This is a genomic window from Paraconexibacter sp. (genome assembly GCF_059438195.1).
Genome location: NZ_JBLKKY010000123.1, coordinates 1 through 4,775, shown reverse-complemented (window position 1 = coordinate 4,775; position 4,775 = coordinate 1). Strand labels below are relative to the sequence as shown.

4 protein-coding genes are annotated in these 4,775 nt (G+C 72.7%); 1 reads left to right on the top strand and 3 read right to left on the bottom strand.

Annotation, left to right across the window (positions count from 1 at the left end; all coding sequences use genetic code 11):
• Positions 1–90: 90 nt before the first annotated feature.
• The 3 genes from ACME2J_RS21905 to ACME2J_RS21895 form a co-directional block, all read right to left on the bottom strand.
• Positions 91–1,125, bottom strand: a complete 1,035-nt coding sequence (locus ACME2J_RS21905; protein WP_495547073.1) for an LLM class F420-dependent oxidoreductase — start codon at positions 1,123–1,125, stop codon at positions 91–93.
• A 60-nt stretch (positions 1,126–1,185) separates the two neighbouring features.
• The gene (locus ACME2J_RS21900) at positions 1,186–2,469 is read right to left on the bottom strand and encodes an acyl-CoA dehydrogenase family protein (RefSeq protein WP_495547072.1); all 1,284 of its coding nucleotides are present in this window, start codon (positions 2,467–2,469) and stop codon (positions 1,186–1,188) included.
• Positions 2,470–2,663: 194 nt separating this feature from the next.
• A complete protein-coding gene (locus ACME2J_RS21895) occupies positions 2,664–3,665 on the bottom strand; it encodes an asparaginase (RefSeq protein ID WP_495547071.1) in 1,002 nt (333 codons plus the stop codon).
• Positions 3,666–3,731: 66 nt separating this feature from the next.
• Here ACME2J_RS21895 and ACME2J_RS21890 point away from each other — a divergent pair.
• Positions 3,732–4,775 (top strand): DUF5995 family protein (locus ACME2J_RS21890; RefSeq protein ID WP_495547070.1); only part of this gene is annotated, 1,044 nt, incomplete at its 3' end.

Genomic DNA, 4,775 nt, shown 5'->3' with positions numbered 1-4,775 from the left:
CCGCCGCCCCCGGACGTCCCCGCCGGCGGTCGCCATCCCCGCTGACGTTCCTCACGCCTGGCGTGAGGAACGTCAGGCGGGGCGGGCTTTTCAGCCTCCCAGCACGAGCTCCGCGGCCGCGCGGCAGGTCCCCGCGTCGCCGCTGATGAGGAGGACGGTCGCCGCCGACTCCCGCCACGCCTCGAGGTCGTGGGCGATCTTCTCCTTCGACCCGACGAGCGCGAGCTGCTCGATGAGCGCGGTGGGGATCTTCGCCGCGGCCTCGGCCTTCTTGCCGTCCAGATAGAGGTCCTGGACCTCGCGGATCTCCTTCTCGTAGCCCATCCGGATCGGGACGTTGGCGTGGAAGTTCTTGTCCTTCGCCCCCATGCCGCCGAAGTAGAGCGCGTAGAAGGGGCGGAGCATGTCCGCGCACTGCTCGAGGTCGTCGTGGACGATGAACGGCACGGTCACCGCGACCTCGAAGTCCTCGGCGCTCCGGCGGGCCCCAGGCCGCGCGAAGCCCTCCTCGAGGTTCGGTCGGTAGAGGTCGTCGGCGTGCGGGCTGTAGAAGAGCGCGAGCCAGCCGTCGGCGATCTCGGCGGTGAGCGCGACGTTCTTCGGCCCCTCGGCGCCGAGGAAGATCGGGATGTCCTCGCGCAGCGGCCGGATGCCCGCCTTGAGCGGCTTCGCGAAGCCGGTGCCGCCCTCCATCGGCACGCGATAGTGCTCGCCCTCGAAGGAGAGCGGGCCCTCGCGCTTCCAGATCTCGCGGAGGATCGCGACGTACTCGCGCGTGCGCGCGAGGGGCTTCGCGAACGGCTGGCCGTACCAGCCCTCGACGACCTGCGGGCCGGAGACGCCGAGGCCGAGGACGAACCGCCCGCCGGAGAGGTGGTCCATCGTCATCGCGGCCATCGCGGTCGCGGCGGGCGTCCGGGCGCTCATCTGGGTGATCGCGGTGCCGAGGCGCACGGTCTCGGTGTGCGATCCCCACCAGGCGAGCGGCGAGATCGCGTCGGACCCGTAGGCCTCCGCCGTCCAGATCGAGTCGAAGCCGAGGCGCTCGGCCTCCTGCACCGTCTCGAGCGCGTTCGGCGGCGGGCCGGTGGAGCCCCAGTAGCCGATCTGCAGGCCCAGCCCCAGGTCGCGTGCCATGGGCGGACCCTACCCCCGGTCCGCCCATGACCGCGAGATGCGACGTGACTAGCGGATGTGGACCCCCGAGATCGCCCGCGCGATCACCATGCGCTGGATCTCGCTCGTCCCCTCGAAGATCGAGTAGATCTTCGCGTCGCGGTGCCAGCGCTCGACGGGGTACTCGCGGGTGTAGCCGTTGCCGCCGAGGATGTGCATCGCGCGCTCGGTCGCCCAGTGCGCGACCTCGCCGGCCTTGAGCTTCGACATCGAGCCCTCCGCCGCCGTGAACGGGATCTGGTTGCGTCCCATCCACGAGGCCCGCCACACGAGGAGGCGCGCCGCGTCGATCTCCATCTTCATGTCGGCGAGCGCGAAGGCGATCGACTGGTTCTCGATGATCGCCTTGCCGAACTGCTCGCGCTCCTTCGCGTAGTCGAGCGCGTACTCGTAGGCGGCGCGGGCGATGCCGATCGCCTGGGCGCCGACGGTCGGACGCGACGCCTCGAAGGTCGCCATCGACGCGTTCGACTTGCTCTTCTTCCCCTCGCGGGCGCGGGCGAGCTTCTCGTCGAGCTTCTCCTTGCCGCCGAGGACGTAGTCGGCGGGGATGCGGACCTCGTCGAGGTGGAGGTCGGCGGTGTGCGAGGCGCGCAGGCCGTGCTTGGCGACCTTCGCCCCCTGCTCCATGCCCTTCACCTCGCTCATCGGGATGACGAACGCGGCCTGGCCACGGGTCTTCAGCTCGGGGTCGACGGTCGCGGTGACGACGTGGATGTCGCTGATGCCGCCGTTCGTCGCCCACGACTTCTGGCCGTTGACGACCCACTCGTTCGTCGCCTCGTCGAACTTCGCGCGGGTGCGGATGTTCGAGACGTCGGAGCCGGCGTTGGGCTCGGAGGAGCAGAAGGCGGCGACCTTCACGTCGTCGGGCGTCCCGAAGCAGCGCGGGATGAAGTGGCCGATCTGCTCGCCGGTGCCCTGACCGATGATCGCGGCGACGGCGAGACCCGTCCCCATGATCGCCATGCCGATCCCGGCGTCGCCCCAGAAGAGCTCCTCGTTGACGATCGGCATCGTGAGGCCGGTCTCGTCGGCGAAGAACTGGGCGAGGCCCTCGAAGCCGTAGAGGCCGATCTTCGCGGCCTCCTCGATGACGGGCCAGGGCGTCTCCTCGCGCTCGTCCCACTCGTGGGCGGCGGGGCGCACGACGTTCTCGGCGAACCCGTGGACCCAGTCGCGGATGTCCTTCTGATCCTGCGTGAGCTCGAGCGTGAAGCTCGGCTCGGCCGGTGCCTCGGGCGCCGCGTCGGCGGCGACGGTCTCGGGCTCGGCGGCGATGCTCGCGTCCATTGCGGTCGTGACCTCGTGGGGTGTGGGTGTCCATCGACCCCCCGATCGGGGGGATCACTTCCCACAGGGTACGGGTTCAGCGAACGGTGGTGTTCACGCGAGCCTCCCGGGGCGGGCGTGCGCGCGCGGAGGTGTGACGGATGGACCTCGGATTCCGAGGTTCATCCGTCACACCTCGCGGCCGGGCGGGCCTCTCAGCCGTCGTCCTGGCGGAACGCCCAGCGGACCTCGTCGATGTGGAGGCCCGAGGCGAGGCAGGCGAGGAGCTTCATGCGCGCCGCCTGCGGCGAGAGGAAGCCGGCGGGGATGATCCCCGAGTCGCGGAGGTCCATCTCCGACCCCGCGTAGCCGTACGTCGAGTTGAGGACGACGCCCCGCTCGGGCCGGCAGTAGGCGATGACCGGCATGCGGGTCGAGACCTCCGCCCAGAGGTCGAGCAGCTCGGGCGCGAGGTGCCCGGCGCCGAGCGTCCCGATGACGACCCCGTCGGGCTCCGTGCCGAGCGCGGCGCGGGCGAGCGTCCCGTCGTCGCCGGACACGCTCGGGACGATGAGGACGCGCTTCTCGAGGTCCGGCGGGTCGAGCGGCGGGTTGCGCGGCAGCCGCGACCAGATCGTCGGATGCCCCTCGGTGACGCGGCCGAGCGGACCGGTCTGCGGCGAGGAGAACGCCACGAGCGAGGTCGTGTCCGTCTTGCGGGCGCAGCGCGCGTGGTGGATCTCGCCGCCGAAGACGACGAGGACGCCCATGCCCGACGCCTCGGGGCTCGCCGCGACGCTCACCGCGTCGACGAGGTTCGCGGGCCCGTCGGCGCCGGGGGCGGTCGACGGGCGGATCGCGCCGGTGAAGACGATCGGGGCCTCGGCGTCGTGGATGACGTCGCAGAGCATCGCCGTCTCCTCGAGGACGTCGGTGCCGTGGGTGACGACGACGCCGATCCCGCGGCGCGCCGCGTCGCGCGCCTGCCGGCAGATCTCGAGCTGGTCGTCGAGCGTGAGGTGCGCGGAGGGCTTGTTCGCGACGGTCTCGGCCGTGATGTCGTCGCGGCCGGCGAGCCCCGGGACCGCGGCGACGAGCTGGTCGGCGTCGAGCTTCGGCGTCGCGCCGCCGCCTCCCGCCATGCCGATCGTCCCGCCGGCGGAGAGGATCCGCACGCGGCGAGGCTGGTCAGGTGCGCTGAACGCGGTCGTCGCCATGAGCCCTGAGACGGTACTCGACCCGCGGCCCGGACCTGGGGGTGATGCCGGCGATAATGTGCGGCAATGGGACGGGGTGGCCGGCGTCTGCACGTGCTGATCGGGGCCGCGCTCGCCACGCTCCTCGTCGCCACCGCCCCGGCCGACGGCGCCCCGCCGAGGCCGACGCTCTACGTCGACTGGCCGGCGCTCCTGCCGCCGCTCCCCGCGCCGCACACGCCGAACGTCGAGCCGGACTGCGCCCAGGGCGAGGACGCGTGCATCGACCGCACCATCGCGGAGATGGAACGCCGCTTCCACTCCGTCGTCCCGCGCTGCGACCACCGCGCCGTCTTCGCCCTCGCCTACCTGCGCGTCACCGAGGACGTCCGCGACGCCGTCCGCGCGGGCGTCTTCTCCGACCGCGTCTGGCTGCAGCAGGAGGACGCGGTCTTCGCGCGGATGTACTTCGAGGCCTACGACCGGTGGGCCGCGGGCGAGATCGGCGGCGTCCCGAGGGCGTGGCGCATCGCGTTCGACGCCGCGCGCGCCCGCGAGATGAGCGCGCTCGGGGACTTCCTCCTCGCGATGAACGCCCACATCAACCGCGACTTCCCCTTCCTCCTCGCGGGCATCGGCATCACCGCCCCGGACGGCACGTCCCGCAAGCCCGACCACGACGCCTACGACGTCCGCCTCGCCGCGCTCTACCGCCCGGTGCTGCAGGAGATCGCGCAGCGCTTCGACCCCACCGCCGACGACGTCGAGATCGGCCCGGTCGACGACGTCCTCGCCGCGACGATCCTCCAGTCGTGGCGCGAGGGCGTGTGGCGCAACGCCGAGCGCCTCGTCCTCGCGCGCGGAGAGTCCGCGCGCCGGCAGGTCGCCCGCGAGATCGAGCTGGAGGCGGCCGCGATCGGCGCGGGCATCCGCGCGACGCTCCGCGCCGACCCCGCCGCCCGCGACGCGTGGTGCGCCGAGAACGGCGGCCAGGACCCCTCCGCGCCGGTCGCGGCGGACCCGAGCCGGACGCGGCCGGCGTCGAGCACGGCGGTCGCCCGGATCGCGTCGGTCCGCGTCGTCGATGCGCGGGCGGTGCGCGTCCGGCTCAGCTGCCCGGACGGCCCGGCG

Bases quoted from the DNA above. Each gene is read 5' to 3' on its own strand.
- ACME2J_RS21900 (WP_495547072.1), bottom strand. From the start codon at position 2,469: ATGGACGCGAGCATCGCCGCCGAGCCCGAGACCGTCGCCGCCGACGCG.
- ACME2J_RS21895 (WP_495547071.1), bottom strand. From the start codon at position 3,665: ATGGCGACGACCGCGTTCAGCGCACCTGACCAGCCTCGCCGCGTGCGG.